The organism is Limnovirga soli, assembly GCF_013106755.1.
Taxonomy (GTDB): domain Bacteria; phylum Bacteroidota; class Bacteroidia; order Chitinophagales; family Chitinophagaceae; genus Limnovirga; species Limnovirga soli.
The window spans coordinates 26863-45752 of sequence record NZ_WHPF01000012.1 but is presented as its reverse complement, the minus strand read 5'-3'; the positions used below and the strand labels follow the sequence as shown (position 1 = coordinate 45752).

The 18890-nt window shown below is 38.4% G+C and carries 14 protein-coding genes; 2 read left to right on the top strand and 12 right to left on the bottom strand.

What is annotated here, in order from left to right:
* Window positions 1-75: 75 nt before the first annotated feature.
* The 4 genes from GD597_RS16280 to GD597_RS16265 form a co-directional block, all read right to left on the bottom strand.
* Window positions 76-1836 (bottom strand): T9SS type A sorting domain-containing protein, encoded by a 1761-nt coding sequence (locus tag GD597_RS16280; RefSeq protein WP_171608959.1) that lies wholly within the window; start codon window positions 1834-1836, stop codon window positions 76-78.
* Window positions 1837-1851: 15 nt separating this feature from the next.
* Window positions 1852-3630: a T9SS type A sorting domain-containing protein gene (locus GD597_RS16275; protein WP_171608958.1), complete on the bottom strand. Its 1779-nt coding sequence runs from the start codon at window positions 3628-3630 to the stop codon at window positions 1852-1854.
* A 16-nt stretch (window positions 3631-3646) separates the two neighbouring features.
* Window positions 3647-5419 (bottom strand): T9SS type A sorting domain-containing protein, encoded by a 1773-nt coding sequence (locus GD597_RS16270; protein WP_171608957.1) that lies wholly within the window; start codon window positions 5417-5419, stop codon window positions 3647-3649.
* Between the two features lie 386 nt (window positions 5420-5805).
* Window positions 5806-6216, bottom strand: coding sequence for an RrF2 family transcriptional regulator (locus GD597_RS16265; protein ID WP_171608956.1), 411 nt, complete (start codon window positions 6214-6216; stop codon window positions 5806-5808).
* 68 nt (window positions 6217-6284) lie between these two features.
* Between GD597_RS16265 and GD597_RS16260 the strand changes: the two genes are divergently transcribed.
* Complete coding sequence (locus GD597_RS16260; protein WP_171608955.1) at window positions 6285-6809, top strand: hypothetical protein; 525 nt, start codon at window positions 6285-6287, stop codon at window positions 6807-6809.
* On the opposite strand, the gene GD597_RS16255 is transcribed toward GD597_RS16260, so the two are convergent.
* The 3 genes from GD597_RS16255 to dapB all read right to left on the bottom strand — a co-directional run bounded on the left by GD597_RS16255 (window position 6810) and on the right by dapB (window position 10410).
* A complete protein-coding gene (locus tag GD597_RS16255; protein ID WP_171608954.1) occupies window positions 6810-7451 on the bottom strand; it encodes a response regulator in 642 nt (213 codons plus the stop codon). It lies immediately after the preceding gene.
* 209 nt (window positions 7452-7660) lie between these two features.
* Window positions 7661-9580, bottom strand: a complete 1920-nt coding sequence (locus tag GD597_RS16250) for an ATP-binding protein (protein ID WP_171608953.1) — start codon at window positions 9578-9580, stop codon at window positions 7661-7663.
* Between the two features lie 104 nt (window positions 9581-9684).
* A complete protein-coding gene (dapB, locus tag GD597_RS16245; RefSeq protein WP_171608952.1) occupies window positions 9685-10410 on the bottom strand; it encodes a 4-hydroxy-tetrahydrodipicolinate reductase in 726 nt (241 codons plus the stop codon).
* Window positions 10411-11047: 637 nt separating this feature from the next.
* Here dapB and GD597_RS16240 point away from each other — a divergent pair.
* On the top strand, window positions 11048-13705 hold the full coding sequence (locus GD597_RS16240) for a M4 family metallopeptidase (RefSeq protein ID WP_171608951.1): 2658 nt from the start codon (window positions 11048-11050) through the stop codon (window positions 13703-13705).
* Between the two features lie 628 nt (window positions 13706-14333).
* Here GD597_RS16240 and GD597_RS16235 read toward each other — a convergent pair.
* From GD597_RS16235 to GD597_RS16215, 5 genes are all read right to left on the bottom strand, one after another.
* On the bottom strand, window positions 14334-14783 hold the full coding sequence (locus GD597_RS16235; protein ID WP_171608950.1) for a nuclear transport factor 2 family protein: 450 nt from the start codon (window positions 14781-14783) through the stop codon (window positions 14334-14336).
* Between the two features lie 173 nt (window positions 14784-14956).
* The gene (locus GD597_RS16230; protein WP_171608949.1) at window positions 14957-15994 is read right to left on the bottom strand and encodes an alpha/beta fold hydrolase; all 1038 of its coding nucleotides are present in this window, start codon (window positions 15992-15994) and stop codon (window positions 14957-14959) included.
* Between the two features lie 327 nt (window positions 15995-16321).
* Window positions 16322-16831 carry a putative quinol monooxygenase gene (locus GD597_RS22000; RefSeq protein WP_235954331.1) on the bottom strand — a complete coding sequence of 170 codons (510 nt, stop codon included), beginning with the start codon at window positions 16829-16831 and terminating at the stop codon, window positions 16322-16324.
* 704 nt (window positions 16832-17535) lie between these two features.
* On the bottom strand, window positions 17536-18069 hold the full coding sequence (locus tag GD597_RS16220) for a hypothetical protein (RefSeq protein ID WP_171608948.1): 534 nt from the start codon (window positions 18067-18069) through the stop codon (window positions 17536-17538).
* A 223-nt stretch (window positions 18070-18292) separates the two neighbouring features.
* Window positions 18293-18793 carry a hypothetical protein gene (locus tag GD597_RS16215; protein WP_171608947.1) on the bottom strand — a complete coding sequence of 167 codons (501 nt, stop codon included), beginning with the start codon at window positions 18791-18793 and terminating at the stop codon, window positions 18293-18295.
* Between the last annotated feature and the right edge of the window lie 97 nt (window positions 18794-18890).

Here is an 18890-nt window from a genome sequence, read left to right as displayed (position 1 = left end):
ATATAATTCAGCTTTTAACATCCAATACAGCCAACTGCAAAATCCGGATTACCTAATATATATGCCCTGGCTTGCTTATTCTTTTATAAACTGTTTGGTTATAACCTCGTTGGCAGTTTTAATGTGTAGCAGGTAGTTGCCGCTGGTTAGCTGTGCTATATGTATACTGTATACCGTGCTGTTGGTAGTGGCTATTATGCTGGTATTGCCGCTTAAATCTGTTACTATAAGTTTGGTGGTGCCTGCGGGTAAGCCCTGTATCTGCAGGTTGTTTTTGGCGGGGTTGGGGTAGAGTTGTATGGCGGGTGTGGCGGTTAAAGTAAGTGTATTGCTGTACTTAATATTGCCGGTATTGCTTACTGCTGCTACCCGGTAATTGGTGGTGGCATTGTTGGCTGCTGTATAGGTTTGTGTGCCACCATGCTGGTTATTAAATATACGTGCCACCTCAGTAAAGGCATTGCCATTGGTGCTGCTTTGTATACTGTAATAATTAATCAGGTTATTGGGTTTATCCTCCCAGGTAATGCCGTGGTGGTGCAGCCAGTGTTTGATTTTTACATATTGTGGATTTGATCCTAAACCCTTATCATTATTATATCTAGCCAAAGCTGCGTATATACCTGGCGGAAAACCTTCTGTTAAGTTACCAACCAAAACAATTTTTCCATCAGCTTGTAATGCCGCATCATTACAAACTAGTGTAGACGTGCTTTCATCAAAAGATGTGAGCTGAATACCATTTGTAGCAAAAGTAGAATCTAATGTACCATCCAATTTAAAACGACAAACGGTATAAAACGAACCATTATTATTACTCCTATTTCCAGCAACTATTATCTTCATATCGGGCTGTAACAAAATAGTTTTCCCATCGGAAAAACCTGATTCAAAAACTTTATCATTAAACCCATCGTTACTGAATGTATTATCAATCCCACCGCTCTTTGTAAATCTTGCTATAATAACGTTATTTCTTTCTACACCTGTAGCTAATATGTTCCCATCAACTTGAATCTTAATTTCGTCCAACTCCCCATCTGATAATGATAAGGTTGCCTTGCCGGCATTTCCAAATTCAGGGTTTATAGCTCCATTAGTTAAGTAGCTAACAAGAATAAATGCGTCCCCAGCGCCATATGTACCACCAACTATGATTTTTTCGTCTGAAGTTAATGCTATTGAACGCATCTTAATTAGGCTATTAAAAGTCGTTAATTGTATGCCATTTATCCCAAATCCCTCATCAAGACTACCATTAATGTTATATCGAGCAATAAATGATGTTTGGTTATCATTGTCATTTATCCTTTTATCACCAACAATTAAAATTTTACCATCCTTCTGTAAAGTCAAATCATAAGGGTAATCCCAACGGGCAATATTAGTAATAACGATACCATTATTTCCAAAAGTACTGTCAAGAGTACCATTCGACTTATATCTAATTAGGACAGCATCTACAGATCCTGAGCCACTAGGGGAATAGTACCCGGAAGCTATTATATTTCCATCTGATTGAACAGCTACTGATAAAAATTCATTTGCTGCGCCAGCGATAGTTGTAATTACCCTTCCAGAATTCCCAAAGCTTTCATCTGGGTTCCCATCGGGATTGTATCTAACTATAAGAAAACCTCCTTTGTCATCATAATTTCCTGAACCTACTATAAGAATTTTGTTATCCTTTTGGACTGCAACTCCATTGATGCGCCCCTTGAAAGTTTCGCTTATAACTTTTCCATTGATGCCAAAACTGCTATCAAGCGTACCGGTTTGCGCTTTACTTATGTAAATACAATTTACCAATACCAATAAAATGAGGAGTGATTTCATACAATGCATTTTTGGTTATTCTTTTATAAACTGTTTAGTTATTACCTCGTTGGCGGTTTTTATATGTAGCAGGTAGTTGCCGCTGGTTAGCTGTGCTATGTTTATGCTGTATACCGTGCTGTTGGTGGTGGCTATTATGCTGGTGTTGCCGCTTATATCTGTTACCGTAAGTTTGGTGGTGCCAGCGGGCAAGCCCTGTATGTGCAGGTTGTTTTTGGCGGGGTTGGGGTAGAGTTGTATGGTGGGTGTAGCGGTTAAAGTAAGTGTATTGCTATAGGTAATATTACCCGTATTGCTAATGGCTGCTACCCGGTAATTGGCGGTGGCATTGTTGGCCGCAGTATAGGTTTGTATGCCCCCATGGTGGTTACTAAATATACGTGCTACCTCAGTAAAGGCATTGCCATTGGTGCTGCTTTGTATGCTGTAATAATTAATCAGGTTATTGGGTTTATTCTCCCAGGTAATGCCGTGGTGGTGCAGCCAGTGTTTTATTTTTACATACATCAATTTATCGCTACCATTTCCCATGTATCTGGTTATTGCTACCTGATAGCGTGGTATAGAATAATCGGCATTCGTACCAGCTAAAAGAATCTTACCATCTTCTTGAAGCGCGGAGCAATAAGCCGTTCCAGATCCTTCAAAAGATGTTGTTTGTATTCCATTGATACCAAATGTTGAATCAGGTTTCCCATTTTTCGTAAAGGCAGATACTAAAAAATACCCTATTCCTTTATCTACATAGTATCCAGATGCAATAACTTTTCCGTTAGATTCAGATAGAACTGAGTTTGCATAAATGTTCTTTTTTTCTATTCCAATTAAAGAATAGGCATTAGTTCCAAAGCTACTATCAGGCGTTCCGTTTGAAAGAAACTTCTCGGCAATGATATTATAATATTCATTTGAAAATTGCTGAACAAATCCAGTTGCTACAATAGAATTGTCAGGGTTAATTGCTATGTCATTTAATTGATTAAAGTAGATATTGCTATTAAACGAAAGCTCTGCTAATCCATTATTTCCAAATGATTTGTCAGCATTTCCGTCAGAATTAAATTTCAATAAAATGCTTTTCTCAAATGTTTTATAATAACCTCCAATTATTATTTTGGAATCATTTGTTATCCCCAATGCTCTTATATCAGCAACATCTATGAGTGTGATTATAAGTATGCCTTTATTTCCAAAACTTTCATTTAAATTTCCACTGCTATTATAGCTTGCTAAAAATGATCGTTTATTGTCGTTGGGATTCTTTTCAGTATCCCCAGTAACTATAATTGTTCCATCAGGTAATATACCCATATCCCGAACAATATCATAATTGCCAGATACTGATGTTATTGTAAGTCCGTTATCCCCGAATTGTTTATCAATACTTCCATCTGAATTAAAGCGCATTATAGCAAATCCACTATTATCACCTGTACTTGCATATTGCCCAACAGCCACAATTTTTCCATCCTTTTGTAGCGCAATAGAATAAATTATCTTACTGAACGCTACATCTCCAAGATTATTTACTGCGCGTCCACTGTCACCAAAATTAATATCCAATGTACCATTCATATTATAACGCGCAACTAGAAAACCACTGTGTTCACCATATTGTGTTCCCCCAATAACTATCTTACCATCAGGCTGAACAATCATCGAGTTTGCAACTCCTTGAAAAGCTTCACCTAATACTTTTCCATTTGCACCAAAACTGCTATCAAGAGTACCAGGCTGCGCTTTACTTATGTACATACAATTTACCAATACCAATAAAATGAGGAGTGATTTCATACAATGCATTTTTTGCTTATTCTTTTATAAACTGTTTGGTAATAACCTCGTTGGCGGTTTTAATATGTAGCAGATAGTTGCCGCTGGTTAGCTGTGCTATATTTATATTGTATACCGTGCTGTTGGTGGTGGCTATTATGCTGGTATTGCCCCTTATATCTGTTACCGTAAGTTTGGTGGTGCCTGCGGGTAAGCCCTTTATTTGCAGGTTGTTTTTGGCGGGGTTGGGGTAGAGTTGTATGGTGGGCGTAGCGGTTAAAGTAAGTGTATTGCTATAGGTAATATTACCCGTATTGCTTATGGCTGCTACCCGGTAATTGGCAGTGGCATTGTTGGCCGCAGTATAGGTTTGTATGCCCCCATTATGGTTACTAAATATACGTGCTACCTCAGTAAATGCATTGCCATTGGTGCTGCTTTGTATGCTGTAATAATTAATCAGGTTATTGGGTTTATCCTCCCAGGTAATGCCGTGGTGGTGCAGCCAGTGTTTGATGCGGAGGTATTTGTTTTTTTCGGGGGCATCGCCGTTGTAACGGGCTAATAATATTGCATAACCAACGGGGGAATCATAGTTACCAGAATTGCCAACAACGACAACTTTTTCTTCAGCAGTTAAAAAACCATCTACTGCATATTCCCAATAATCACTGCCAAAATCTGTAATAACTTTCCCGTCCAAATCAAAAGATTCATCAATAGTGCCATCAGAAACTACTCTTGCAACAGCAAAATTATTTTTCTTGCCATTGAATGGATTATATACATCTCCCATTGCAACAATTTTTCCATCCTTTTGCAATCCGATTGCAGAAACTCTGGAAAAACCCTCATTAAATGTGATTACTGTTTTTCCGCCAACGCCAAAGCTTGAATCGAGCTTTCCTATTAAATTGTATTTTACTAATAGCATGTTATTGCCTATGCCATCACCTGCTGAACCCGCTGCAATAATGGAAGCACTTTTATCAAGAGATACATTTTTAAAACTTGTAGATGCAAAACCAAAACTATTTGATATAACTCCATTAGTGCCGAAAGCAGAATCAGGAATACCATTGGGAAAATAGCGTGCAATTACAGCAATTCCACCACTTGACCCACATGTAATTATCTTGCCGTCTGGTTGTACTAAAACATCATTTGCGAATGCAAGTCCACCCCAAGGTGCTATTACTTTTCCATTTTCGCCAAAAGTGTTATCAATTACCCCATTTGATAAATACCTTACTATTAGAAATTTTTGTTGCTCAAAGTTCCCTGCAACAATAATTTTACCATCACTTTGAATTGCTATAGCCCTTGCATTTTCATAATTATTAAAATCAGTAATAACTCTTCCATTAAGTCCAAAAGTGGAATCGACTAATCCATTAGAATTTAATCTTACTAAAAAAATATCATTAGGTGTTGTTTTGGTAGTACCGCCATAACCAACAATTACTATTTTGCCGTCATTTTGTATTGCTACATCTCGTGCTTCTCCACTTCCTTCTTCAAAAGTTACAAGAACCCTTCCTCCCACACCAAATGTTGCATCCAGTTGCCCTTCAATAGTATAACGGACTGCCAGAAAACCTCCTTGACCGTTATCTATGTTGCCACCTCCAACTACGATTATTTTCCCATCCTTTTGCGTAGCTGAACCGTAGCAAATTGAAACATCATTATTGAAACTAGTAATTACTTTTCCATTTTGCCCAAAACTGCTATCAAGAGTACCAGGCTGCGCTACAGAAACATACATACAAGCAATGCAAACAAATGCAATTAGGGTTAATTGTTTCATACGTGTTGGTTGGTTTTATAATGTATAAAAACGCATACTCAGGAAATATAGCTTGGTACCTGTTTGCAAGGGTGGTGCTTTTTAACACACCCATTTGTTTTAAAATTCTATTGTTGCGTTTAGCATGGGTTGGATTCTGGGTATTAATAGGTTTGTAATATAGCGAGAATATGCACAAACCGGGTGGTTAGCACATTAAATTTTTATTGCAATTTATTTATATATGGTAGTGCTGCTGTGTTGGGGGCAGGTAAAAACACTGCCTTGCTTTATGCCTTTTTGGGGGTAGTTGTATAGGTATTTGCTGCATATAGTACCCAACCGTACAAGAGTGCGACGCAAGGATGCTGCATAGCAGTACTGGCTTTTGGCCCCAAAAAATGGCTTTATAAATTGGCTATATCGGCTACGGTTTTCTTTTCTAAAATGGCCAGGTTGGCATCTCTTACTTCTATCATTACGCGGTTAAGTCCGCAGTTGTTTTCGTCGCAGTTTTTGCATTTCTCGTAAAAATGCAGGCTAACGCAGGGCAGCAGGGCAATGGGACCATCTACAAGGCGTAAAACATCGGCCAGTAAAATCTGGTGTGGGTCACGGGCCAGAAAATAGCCGCCGCCTTTGCCCTTTTTACTTTCGAGAATGCCGGCTTTTTTTAATTGTAACAAAATATTCTCTAAAAACTTAAGCGGTATCTTTTTTTTAACGGCTATGTCGGCAATAAGTATGGGGCCGCTTTCGTATTCCTGCGAGAGATACATTAAGGCTTTAAAAGCATATTGGGTTTTTTTGGAAAGCATTCAATTGTTTTACGCAAGTTAATTGATTTGGCATTTTAATTGCCTATTTTAAAATACAAAGATTTTATATGAAAAAAATTACCGTTAAACCAATTGCCCTGTTGCTGCTTTGCAGTTGTATGGGTGTTTTAGCAAATAAGGCGCATGCGCAAAAGCTGGTATTTGTTTTTGGGCATGGCGCCTACAATAAACCTGCAGATGCCCAATTAAACAATGCATACACCGCAGGCATTGGCGCAGAAGCCGGGCTGGGTATTGGCTGGAAAAAAACCTTTATTGTGGGAACGGTTGGCTATAACAGTTTTGGCGCAGCCGGCAATAATAGCGCAGGTGCTTTAACCGTAGTACCTTTTAAAGCAGGAATAAGGCAATATATTATTGGCAAACTGGTGTATTTGCATGGCGATATGGGCATTGCCAATATTAAAAACAAGTATACAGATGCCACACAAAAATTTACCGCCGATGCGGGTGCCGGTGTTAAACTGGGCCCATTGGAAATACAAATGGATTATGAAGGGTTTACCCGCAGCAACCCTGCTGGTTTTGCATCGTGGGTGGGTATTAAGGCCGGTTTGGCCATAGGGCTGTAATTAGATTAGTTTATGTTCGTAAGCATATTTAACCAGGCCAATTACGCTATTGGTTTTGGTTTTGCGAAATATATTTTTACGGTGTGTTTCTACGGTTCTTTCGCTAATGTAGAGTGTATCGGCAATATCTTTATTACTAAGTTCTTTTTCTATTAGTTTAATAATTTCTATTTCGCGCTGGGTAAGATGGGCTTCATCGTTTTGTTTTTGCATATTGCTAAAACGTTCCAATTCTACCAATACCTGATCGCTAAAATAAATACCGCCGCCGGCAATTTTAAGAATGGCGGTGGTGAGCTCCTCTTTACTGATATTTTTTAATACATACCCTGCAATATCTGCATCGTTAATCATTTCACTTACAATATCGCCCTGGCCACTCATGCTAAGGGCAAGAATTTTTATAGCAGGGAATTGTTTTCTTACTGCTTTTGCCAGTTGCTGCCCCGTCATTTCGGGCATCATGATATCTGTAAGCAGAATATCAACTGGTGTTTGCTGTAAAGTCTCCAGCATTTGGCCGGAGGAAGTAGAGCAGGCAACAATCTTAAAAGAAGGGTGATCTTCCAGCAAGGATTTAATACCGTCGATCACAATACGGTGATCGTCTACAATGGCAATTTTGATGTGAGGGCTGTTCATTGGATTACATAATAATTTAACACTTGTACTAAAAAAGCATCTGTCTCCTGTGGTGTGTTCCGGTTGGTTACAATTTTTACCGGTATTTCTTTTTAGCTTTTGTGGTAAAATGTCTTGTACAAATTAACTGTTTTGGTTGATACCAACAACTGATGCTTGTCAGCCAACCATTACATATTTGTCACAGGTTCTTAAATCATAAAATATTGTTATAGGCTTACAGGTACATGTATTGCCACCAATGTACCATTACCGGGTGATGAATCCCACTCTACTGTACCTTTTAAATAATCTATCCTGCTTTGAATATTCTTTAACCCGATGCCATTGAATTTGGTGGTGTCTTTACTGTCGAACCCTTTACCATTGTCTTCAATGGTGGTGCTGATGCCTTCTTTGTCTTTTATCAGGGAAATATCCAGCTGGCTGGCTCCTGCATGTTTTATTACATTGTTTACACATTCCTGAATTACACGGTAGAGTACCGTTTCCACATTGGTATCAATCCTTTCATTTAAACCCTCGGTGTACAAACTTATTTTTATAATATGCTGGTCTATCTTATCAATAAATTCCCTTACGGCAGAGGAAAGGCCTGCTTTTAATAACGCATTGGGCATCATATTATGCGAAACGGTTCTTACTTCCTGGCAGCTTTCATCAATAAGGTGTACTACTTTTTCAAAATTAATGCGCTGCTCTTCGCTTACAAATGGCAGGTTACTTTGAATGGCGGAGAGGTTCATTTTGGCTGCGCTCATGGTTTGACCCACGCCATCATGTAAATCGCCGGCAATGCGCTTACGCTCTCTTTCTTCTGCTTCAATAACCGCTTTGGTAGCCAGTTCCTGTTGTTTTAGTATTTCCGTTTGCAGCTTTGCCTGTTGCTGCAACCGCATTCTGCGGTAGTAAGAATAACCCAGCAAAGCCCCCAACACCAGTAAACCTGCAATACCGGCAATCCAGTAATTGCGCTGTTTTATTTCAAATTCCTGTTGCTGAATCTGGTTTTCTTTTTCCAGTGTTTTATACTTGGTGGCTAAATCGGCAAAGGTTTCGCCCAGTTCATCTGTATATAAAGAATCTTTGGTGGTGGAGTATAATTTATACATGGCCAGGGCCTTGCCGGTATCGCCGGTGGCTTCATACAGGTTGGCAAAATTCTGGTAAATACCATTTAATTCGGGCTTACAGTTTACGGCCGATTTTGCCATTACCATCCCCTTGTTTAAAACAGCTGCAGCACTATCGTATTGCTTTAGACCAATATATATTTCACTTAAATTACTCAGACAGCTTACCATGCCCTTGGTATCTGTAAGTTCACTGCGTAACTGGTACGATTCTTTAATAACCGGCAAGGCATTGGCAAAATCCCTGGTTTTGATATATAGTTTACCCAGGTTATTCAGCGAGTTGGATAAATACTCCTTATCGCCCAATAGCCGGCACATATCTGTAGCTTTTATATAAAAAATCCTGGCACTATCAAAATCCTCCTGAATAAGGTAAATATTGCCAATATTTACAAAAGATCCTGCCAGCCCGGTTTTATCCCCTATTTTTTCTTTAATGGCCACCGACTGCAAGTGATATTTAATCGCTTCCTCGTATTGCCCCATGTTCTGGTTTACAATACCAATATTATTAAGCGAGTATGAGACCCCGATATCGTTATTAAATTTTCTGAAAATATCCAGTGCTTTAATCTGGTTGTCCAGCGCTTTATCAAACACACTTTCGCGTTGGTAAACAATCCCTATTTTATTATACAATTTGGCAATACCCAAATCGTCGTTCATTTGCTGGCGAATTTTCAGGGCCTGCTGGTACAGGTAAATTGCGGTATCATAGTTTTCTTTATCGTAAAAAATAATTCCCAGGTCATTATACGCCTGGGCCACCCCTTTGTTATAATGCAGCTGATTACCCAAGGCAATGGCTTTATTGCCATAGCTAATGGCTTTATCCCTGTCTACCAGGCGGTATTGCCAGGTAAGTTCGTTGTACGAAGCTGCCAGCACACTATCCTTTTGTGTTGGCAAGAGTTTTTCAATGCTATCAATAATGGGAGTGGTTTGCTGCGCACGGGCAAACAGGATTACAAAACATGCCGAAATGGTCAGCATTATCTTAATATAATAGGGCATCGTTAAAGCGTATTGGTTTTACCCGGTCAAAATACACTATTATATTTTAACCAAACGTAGAATTTATCCATAAAACCCGGGAATTATACTTCAGATGCCTTTAAAATATCGTCAAAGCTAAAAATACCCTTTTTGCCATGCACAAAAGCAGCAGCCAAAACGGCACCGGCGGCAAACCCCTGCCGGCTATGGGCGGTATGAATAATTTCAATATCATCAATGGCCGAGGCATATTTTATTTTATGGGTGCCTGGGGCAGGGTCTACTCTTTCGCTGATTATGGCCAGTTCATTGGCAGCGGTAGTAGCGTGGTTTACCCAGCCTGTTTTACGGGGTATTTGCCCCATAATTTGTTCTGCCAAGGTAATGGCAGTGCCACTGGGGGCATCTTTTTTCTGCGTATGGTGTATTTCTTCCATACTCACTTCATATTCTTCATACTGGCGCATAATACTGGCCAGGTAACTGTTTAATTTAAAAAACAGGTTTACGCCAATACTAAAATTACTGGCATAGAGCAAAGTACCATTACAAGCCTGGCAATAGGCGGTCACTTCCTGCCATTGGGCCAGCCATCCGGTAGAGCCACTTACAACGGGCACACCAGCATCCAAACACTTTTTAATATTGTCTACTGCACTATGCGGACCGGTAAATTCTATAGCTACATCGGCGTTTTGTACTGCCTCAATAGTAAAATCTTCTACATTTTCAATGCCAATACGCAATACTATTTCATGGCCTTTATTAAGGGCAATTTGTTCTATGGCCTGGCCCATTTTACCGTAGCCTATCAATGCTATTTTCATTGTTGGTTGTGCTTTGCTGGCGGCAAAATAAATAAAAAATGTGGGTACCCGGCTAAAGAATATCTATTTGGCATCCGTTGCGTCGCACTCTTGTGCGGTTAGATACCTGATGCAGCTTTTATAAACGACAAGAATGCATAACTGCCAGGAAAAATAAAATAAACCCACTTGCATGCAAAGGCAACAGGCATTTGGGTGTTAACTACTTTTTTTGCAATGGTCTCTATGCTGCATATATAATCCAACCGCACAAGAGTGCGACGCAAGTAAAGCCGCCATATAATTACACAGTTCGGCTAATAATACAATGCATTTTAATGTACCAAATACTTTGAATACATATAAATAAAAACAATGTTACACCTTTGTAAACAGCGTACACTTAGGGATAAAATGCGTAGAATAAAATTATTTTTTTTCAAAAAAATATAAATACCTTTTAGGTCCAATATCTACTGCAAAGCCAGCACTTCATTTTCAAACCTTATTTTAAATAACCCGCATATTAACATGCTATGCAAATGAAAATTATGCACATTTCATTTGGGTTGCATTGTGCACAGCATTAATAAACCTATTGCTGTATGCGGGTGGTAACAGTTGGCTATTTTATTTTTTACATACTTAAACACAAACCATGAAACGACATTTACTTTCAGCGATTGTACTCTTTCTGGCATTGGGTGCCGCTGCGCAAAACAATTTATCCAGCGCCATTCGTGGCCCAAAAGGGGTTAGTAACCATTTTGTTACATTGGCCAAAGACCAGAACATTTCGTTCAATGGCAATGATGTAAAAAACATATTGGGCTTAGCCGCCAATGCCAACCTGGTATTAACGCGTACCGAGACCGACAAACTGGGCTTTGTGCATTACCGGTATTATCAAACCTATAAGGGTATACCGGTAGAAAACAGTATGTACACCATACATACCCGCAACCAACTGGTTAAGGGTTTAAGTGGCAGCATTGTTACTGAGTTTGACCCTTTGATGGACAAACGCAGCAGTACACGCATTAACAACGCGGCGGCCATACAAAATACCATTAAAAAAGTGGGTGCCCAAACTTATGCATGGCAGGATGAAAGCATGCAGGACCGTATTAAAATGCAAACAGGTAATAAAAACGCCAGCTATGCACCCGTGGCTAACCTGGTTTGGTTTAACCCCGGCGAAACCCTGCAACCAAGGGAATTGCGCCTTTGCTATAAAGTAGATGTTTACGCCATAAAACCATTAAGCCGCGCCGATTATTTTGTAGACGCTATTACAGGCGAAGTAATTGGCAAACAGGATAAAATTTATTTTTCTGATGCTACCGGCACTGCAGCTACTTACTGGAGCAGTACCCAAACCATCCATTCAGATTTTACAGGTACAGCTTACCGCCTGCGTGATTATTCCCGCGGTGGTGGTGTAATTACATTACATGGCGATGCAGGCAAAAGAGGTACAGATTATACCAGCGCATCAGCCAACTGGAGTTTGGCAGGTGCTGATATTGCCGCCCTTGATGCCCATTTTGGTGTAGAGCAAACCTATTCATATTATATGACCAATTTTGGCCGTAACAGTTACGACGGATTGGGTACTGCATTATACAGTTATGTAAACGACCCTACCTATATCGACAATGCTTTTTGGGATGGCAGTTCCATGAATTATAACAAGCGCTCCACCGGCGAAGCCGGCGGTGTTACCGGTATTGATGTTACCGGCCACGAATTAACGCATGGTGTTACCCAAAGTAGCTGTAACCTGGTTTATAGCTATGAGTCTGGCGCTATTAACGAAAGCCTGAGTGATATTATGGGAAAATCAGTACAGTTTTGGGCCAAGCCAACTGATATTAACTGGCAGCTGAGTAATGATATGAACTGGATTATTCGCGACATGAGTAACCCCAACCTTATTTCTCAGCCAGACACCTACAAGGGCACGTTCTGGTATAGTGGTTTTGGCGATAATGGTGGCGTACACTATAACAGCGGCGTAGGTAATTTTATGTTTTATTTATTGGTAAATGGCGGTACCGGCACCAACGATATTGGCAATAGCTATAATGTAGGTGCTTTAGGTCTTGCCGTTGCCGACCAGATCATCTACCGTTCTCAAACAGTATACCTGGTTGCCAACTCACAATATGCCGATTGGCGCACCGCCTGTATAAATGCAGCATCTGATTTATATGGCCCCACCTCTAACGAAGTTGCACAGGTTAAAAATGCATTTTATGCCGTGGGTATTGGTTCATCTGCCACTGGTTGCGATGCACCAGGCACCCTGGTAGCCACTGGCATTACACAACATACCGCTACCTTAAACTGGAATGCAGTAGCAGGTGTAAGCACCTATAACCTCCAGTATAAACTTACTACCGGATCAGTTTGGACAACCGTTTCTACTATTGCCACTACCAGCTATAATTTAACTGGCCTTGGTGCCGGCTTATCGTACGACTTTAAAGTAGAAAGCAATTGCCCAAGTGGTACTGGAAGTGGTTATAGTTCTGCCGTATCCTTTAGTACGTTAAGTGTAGGTGGTTATTGTACTTCTGCCGGACTAAGTACTGCATATGAATATATAGATCGTATTGCAGTAGGACCTGTTGGTTATACCAGCGGCAACAATAATGGCTATGCCAACCTTACCAATATTGTTGGTCAGTTAAAAGCAGGCCGTACTTATAAACTTTCCTTAACACCAGGTTTTGTGGCCGGCGCTTACAGCGAAAACTGGGCAGTGTATATTGACTTTAACCGAAATGGCAGCCTTGCCGATGCAGGTGAACTGGTAGGCACTGTTACAACAGCTTCCACAGCACCTGCCACGGTTACATTTACCGTACCATTAACGGCAAAAAATGGCCGCGGTTTATTAAGGGTACAAATGTTCTATGGTATTTTAAATACCGATCCATGTGCCACATTTGATTATGGTGAAACAGAAGATTACAGTGTTAATATAACCGGCGGCACCGCATTTGCTGAAATTGCAGCAGCAGCTACCACTCCTGCCAATACAGGCAATACTGTGGTAAATATTATGCCTAACCCTGTAAAAGGTACAGCGGTTACGGTAAATATGGATGTACAACAAAAAGGTGCAATCACCTTAAAAGTAACCGATCTGTCGGGCAGGTTATTGTTATCTCAAAAAATGAGCAATGCAGTACAGGGTAAAAATACCTTTACACTAAATGGCCTTGAAAAACTTACCCGAGGCGTATTTATGGTAATTGCAGAACAAAACAATACCATTATTGGCCGAACACAATTAATAAAAGACTAAGGCCCAAGGCTTTTTTGAAAACCAGGCTGCTGCGGTTAGTTCCGCAGCAGCTTTTTTTATGTTAGAATCTAACAGCCTTTTTTGTAGCCGGGCAAAAGCTACATGGCAGCTTTACTTGCGTCGCACACTTGTATGGTGGGAACTTTATTGGGCTTTTATTATTGCGTATGCCTGAAGGGAATTTTTATTGTTAGGGGACATATGAAGATCAAGAATTATTCTTAAAACTACCTTTTAAATAATGCCAACCCTATGAGTATGCTTATTATTCCCCATATAATATTGGTTACCCGATTGTAATCTTTACCTAAAACCTTTTTTAATCCATCGTACATGGAAAACCAAAATAATCCGCCCCTATTTAACACCCCCATGATTAAAGAAAATATACCGAATGCCAAAAAGAATAAGGAATCGAAATTCATAAGTTTGATTAATTGGTTATTGGTTTCAGCCAATTCAAAAATACCTTACTAAGAAGTCAAACCAAAAAAAATCTGGTGTTGCTAATCGTTCTTTTTATAGTGCGTTTTTGAATATCAAATATCTATTTTGTCATTCAATTACATCAGTAAATACTGAAATAGATCATTGCCCATCGTATACCAAGAAAGGCCGGAAATCTCTGCTAGCTTTTTTTAATCATTGTTGAATGGAGATGCTTTATTTTCCATTGCTTATTTTGCCTTATTAAAACAACAGTTTCCAGCCATTGTATATTTGTTTTATTTGCATCCTTAGTTATAACCGAGTTCAGCCGATAAGTTACCCATGCGGTAGTTTTATCTGATGCCGTATTGATGAATTCAAAAGTATTGGTTCGCTCAAAATCTGCCGACTGGTTCATTGCAATTGCTTTCTTTATAAGGGTATCAATATTCCATATTTGCCCATATTCATAAAATGTTATATCAGGAGCACAATAATATTTTAAGGCAATTGAATCCCTGTTAGATAAGGCTTGAAACATGTTAACAACAGCGTGTTGTATTTCCTGTTCCTGCTTTGACAATAATTGTTGTGCATGCAAAAGAGTAGCAAAAAAAATGGCAATAGTACAGAAGATTACTTTTCTCAATGTGTTGATTTTTTTATAATTGATAATTGAATCGCGGCTCTCATTCAGGTTTTACACAGCTAGGGAATAGCATTCCGCCTTCCGGTTAAAAATATATAATTGAATGTAAGAACTATTGTTGAGATTTATTTCTCCAGCCCAACCAGAATAAAACCCCAATTTTTGGCCAGCCATTATGGTAATAAAAAATTGCTTATTTCACGGATATACATTTCAGGCTGCTCCACATTTATGAAGTGTCCCGCATTTGGTATTAGTACAAATTTGTGATTAGGAAAAAGACGCAAATACTCATTGGTAGCGCCCCATGACTGATTGTCACATTGTCCCTTCAAAATTAAAACCGGCGTGTTGCTACTTCTAATTTTCTCTCTGAAATCTTTCATCTGCAATATGCTTTTATAGGTCATAATACCTGCATAAAATCCATTATTACCCCGATTTGCCAGGTTTATGGATGTATCACACAAAGCAGATTTATAAGATTTAGCATCAAGGAAGTTGGCGTATTCGTCTACTTCTTTATCAGAAGCGATTTTTATACCAAAATGGGTAGCGAAAAAACTAATTGCTTTTACCCGAATATTGGTTGAAGATTCATTTGCGGCTTTATTTGTATATAATGGAGCCCTTAATCTAAAGCTATCCGGAGCAGGAGTGTTTATTTCTGCATCATTTATTGGATAAATAGGGCCCGGACTGGTAAAAATTATTTTGTCAATCTTTTCAGGGTGCATTGATAAGTAGGCAGCAGCTAATATAGCGCCCCAGGACTGTCCAATTAATATAACTTTTCCTGAATTAATTTTAGTAATTATTTCATTGAGATCATCCACTTGTCTTTGCACTGTATATGCTGAAATATCATTTAATCTGCCTGATGCGCCGCTACCAACCTGATCATAGAAGTATAGATCAAAGCCATCGTTGCTAAGCGGTTTTAAATCATCTATCACCCGCCTGGAAATAGCGCCACCTGGCCCCCCATGCAAATAAATAATAGGATATACCTGGGTGTCTTTTGCAGTAGAGGATATGTAAGTATACCCAATAGTAGATCCTGTAGATAAGTGCCAGAACCTGCTATTTATTTCGGTTGCTTCTGATTGTACACTGTAATGCCTTGGCCAGAAAATTAAATACAAAAAAACAATAAGTAAAATTAAAAATGCCCAGCCTATGGTTCTAACTAGTTGCTTGTTTTTATGCATGTAGAAGAGATGTTTTGGAATGATGGCACCTAAATCAAAAATAACTGAACCAAATTGCCATACCAAAAAAAGTCTGGCATTGACAACATCCACTTGAATAGTGTTTCCATTATTGGCCCGGCAAAAGAATGTCTATTTAACTTCCCTTGCGTCGCACTCTTGTACTTGTGGAATTGCTATGCAGCCTTTTGGTAAGCATATTGTTCTATTTAACAACAAAAAATAACATACATACATTGCAATAGTATTGCTTTACCAGCAATTACTTAACTACCTGACGGCTGTCCTTGTAAACAATACAGCCCAGCTTAACGGTTTTTACTCAAATTATAAGCTTGGTTGTTTAGCAGATGCAATTAGATTAACATCAACTAGCTCCAACGATTTAACCATATCCTTAACTGCCTCTTTGTACTTTTTAAAATGGGGTGTTATTATGTGGGCTTGATATGCAGCAGTATCAGCATAAATTTCAAGTATGGTAATGTGTGATGGATCACTTTTGTCAGCAACGGCGTAATATGTTAACACTCCTGGCTCAAGACGAATAGCAGTTGCCATTTGCTCTTTTATTGCATTATTATACTTGTCTAATTGTAGTGGGTCAACTTTTATTTTTGCTAACCTAACCATTTGAACTTTTTCTTGTGCCATGGCATTTTTACTAAGCGAAAGTGTCAGTATAAATAAGCCAAATACAACCTTCAGCAATTGAATATACCTTATTTGTGCTTTATTAGCTGATTTGAAGTCTTTCATGTTTTTTTGATTTTCGAAATAATAATTATTATCGGCAACTGTCTCAAATTTATCAATTTGTTGCTTCAGTTGCGTCATAACGTGTTATCAGTTTACCGTAGCCGATAACCGAACCAAATAGCCATACCAAAAATAGTCTGGTGTTAATATTCAATGCGTACATGGTACATCTAATTTTTAATATTCAATTTTGACCTGGCAAAACAATGGCTATTTACCTTCCCTTGCGTCGCACTCTTGTACATGTGGGAATGTTATGCAGCATATATGTGGCGGAAAGTGTTTCAAAAGCACAGGAAATAAACTGTTGCTGATGGCCATTTTGAGTTGATTTTTTGTCCATCTATTGCTGGACAAGACAGTTGGCTGTAGTGCGATTTTATCTTGGTCTGTCTTATGATTTTAAAACATTTAAAATTGCTATTATCATAATTACAATTACAAAAATGCTAAGTCCCTTTTGAAATTTTATGAAATTGTCCTTCGTTTCTGCAATTTTAAAAGCTCTAAACCAATACCAACTTGAATTCTTTGATTTCAATTTTTCATAATTTCTATTTGTCCACCTATTATTAAAATTCAACAAGAACAAAAATATTATAACTGTACAAAAAAGTAATTCTATAAATTTCTCAGTCATATTATTATTTTAATTGGCATTCAGCAATTATGAATGTAAAACTGTCTCTATTTAAGACTTTTCTTATTTTAGCTTGACAACTAATAGCAACAAAAGTCTATTTGTCAAACTTAAAATGATATTTTAGTTGTGTGCTGATTTGTTATTCGTTTAGTTTTCTCTTTGCTATTGAATACTTAAGTTCATACGATTGTAGTAAACTCGACTTATCAATCAAGTCCAAATGCTTAACAAATACAAGGTAGTTATTTGAAAGCCAAGCTTTGTCTGCAGAATCCAAGTTTTGTCGTTGTAAGAGTTGTCTTGTATATTCTTCTGCTCGTTTGTCTCTATCCCTTTTCAAAGCTTCAAAAATGGTTCTATCGCCAGTCAGAATACGATTTCCATTGGTTGTCATAAAGAAGTCAATAAAAAATTCCTCAAACGGACTCCTAATAAATTTTTCACTATCATATTGAAAAACATTTGTCAAATTGTTTACATCAAGTGGGATAGAAATATTTGATTTGTCTCCTACAATTGCAAAATAATAATATTCCCTTTCATCATATCCAATTACGATTGAAGTCTTTGTCGATTCATACTTAACGTGATTCTTATGGTTTTCTACAACAAAAAAGTTATAGGCCTTCAAGAATGATGTTATTTTTTCTATTACTTTATCGAAGTCTAACATTAGTCTTTGGCTTTAAAATAACATGCTACGAGCAGGACTTTATGCAGATTGGGAATTAGAATTCCGATTGCCTACTACCGCAGCTGATTGAAAATATAAAGTTGAATTTAAGAACTAAAGTTGAAAGTTGTTTGTGCTGCCCAAATCACAGCTTGGATTTTCAATTGGTTGACGTTTGTTGGTCAGGCCCAAATTGCATAAAACCCAATGTTGCCAATAGTTGTTATTGCATGATGTGTCTAAAGTCAACAAAATGTTTACTTACAAAAGCTAAGTCAGGAAACTTTTCTGCGTTTTTGCTTTTTTCTATTCTAATTGGTAATTCCTCTATATAATGTTGCTCCAATTGTTCAATGTCGTCTAAATAAGCATAACCGTCTTTTATGAAATTGCTTATTAATTTTACTGAACCGACTTTTTCTATTTCCGAACAGTTATCAACATACTTGCATTCTATCATTCTAACGTTTACCGCGTAAGTAAGTTCTTCCCACGAACCAAAACGTGTCCCAAAGAATTTTCCATTAATGAAGTCTGTCAAACCTGGCTTGTGTGGCTCGTAAAAATCAATTACTGTTAGGTCGTAATACTTGTTGAATTTGTTTGAAATTAAAACTCCCAAATATTTTCCATTCTTACAGTTGACACTTAAGCAGTCACCTTGTCGATACTTAAGAAGTTTACCATTCACTTTGTCCGATAAATTATGTTTGATTTTGTTCATAAGGTGTCACACACTTATTTGCTTAGAATCGTAAAGCTTGTTTACAATTATTGCCAACTCAAAAATACCCGAACTAAATAGCCATACCAAAAAAGTC